Raw genomic sequence first — 1,673 nt, forward strand, 5'->3', positions numbered from 1 at the left:
TGGAAGACGCGGTCGAAGTCGGCGAGCGGCCTGAGTGCGAGTGTAGTTGTCATTGTGGACTCCTCCTCTTGTTCTGCCTGGCCTTGCCAGGTTCACCCGGTATAACTTGAGTCGAGGCGACTCAATTCCCACGAACGTTCGCTGGCGGCGATCAAGCCGCCACGGACACACCTCACCGAACTGTCGTTTGCATCTGTCTAGGCGCACTAGAATGCTTTTGCGCTTTAACACCATGCTAAGCTCGAGAAAATCGCGCTCGACAGCGATTATCGACGACTAGCGAAGGGATGAGTCGGTGCGTATCGGTATATATGTGGACGGGTACAATCTCTACTATGCGGGCCGCCGTCATTGCGGGCGGGGCAAGCCCGGCTGGCGCTGGCTGGACAGACGGAGCCTTGCCAAAGCCCTTCTAGCTGAGCAGTCTGCGCTGTGGCCGGGCGCGACCATCTCTCGAGTCGTCTACTGCACGGCGGTTGTCATCAGTAACGACAGCGATCTGCGGTGGCCCGTGCAGGGGGCGCGTCGACGCGTTCCGGTCGGAACAGTCAATCCTGGTGGTCGGTACACCGCCCGCGACCTTTCTGGCAGCCCGAACGTCGGCGCAGGGCGGCACTGGTGGAGGAGTCTTGAGGCGAGCGACTACACCAGTCACCAGATGCCTGCCACTGTCGGGAAGCTAGCCAAACCAGAAGGATGGTAAGGCGACTGAGCAGCGTTTGTCTCCATCTGGAGTTCGAGTATGATCAAGGTACCTCCCCGGCCCCATCGCGGGCCGGGCTTATTTTTTGGTCCCTTGACGTCGCCTCAAGCGGCTGCGGAGTGATCTCCTAACCATGGTGCGAAACCGTCGTCGATCCCTTGCCAGCGCGTGACACCGGCTGCGGCTTCGGCGCTGGTGAGCAGTACCTGGTGGAAGGTCCGGCGGAGCCGCCGCCGTTCGTCTCCGGTTCCCGTGATGACCAGCCGGGTGCTCGGCTCGATGTCGCCCCACGGCCCGCCGTCGCCGATCGCGAGCTGGCCGCCTGCGCCGTCCCAGACGCACAGCGTGTGAGGCCGCGTCGGCAGCCAGAACCGGCCACGGGCGCGAATCCGGCCGGCGCCGAGCTGTTCGATCGACTCCATGAGCCGGTGCGGATGGAACGGACGTGAAGAGTGGAGGTCGAGCGTCCAGACAGGACCGCCCGCGTGGCCGTCCGGGATGGTCGGCTCGACGTGGCGCGGATCCATCCTCCGCGCGGATCGATGGGGGTCGTGACGGCTGCTGAACAGCTCCTCGCCGTTCACGTCGTCGAGGCCGGTCCAGTGAACTGAGTCGGTGCTGCGGAGATGGTCGAGCAGCGCGACGCCCTGCGGACCGTCGTTGTCCGACCTCGATGAGATGACGACGTCGGCATACTCGATCTGATGGCAGAGCGCTTCGCCCACGGCGCGCTGGTCGTCGTCGGACATGGCTTGGCCGCGTTCGCCCAGCAGGTCTTCCCCGAGGACATCGTTCTCCAGGGTCGTGAGGTCGACGACCGAGACGACGCTGGCGACGCGGATCTCTCGGTTGACTGCCGCCAGTGCCTCAGTGACCGCGATCGGCTCGGCGCCGATCGGCAGTGCGAGCACCGCCGAACGCCAGCGATCCAGCTCGGCCATCCGGACCAGCGTCGGAATGACATCCTCAC

At 64.6% G+C, this 1,673-nt stretch carries 1 protein-coding gene; it reads right to left on the minus strand.

The window, feature by feature from the left end; genetic code table 11:
* Window positions 1-807: 807 nt before the first annotated feature.
* The coding region (locus ELR45_RS25515; protein ID WP_205857252.1) for a CobW family GTP-binding protein at window positions 808-1,673 on the minus strand (866 nt) is incomplete at its 5' end.

This window comes from Phytoactinopolyspora endophytica, assembly GCF_004138495.1.
Taxonomy (GTDB): Bacteria; Actinomycetota; Actinomycetes; order Jiangellales; family Jiangellaceae; genus Phytoactinopolyspora; species Phytoactinopolyspora endophytica.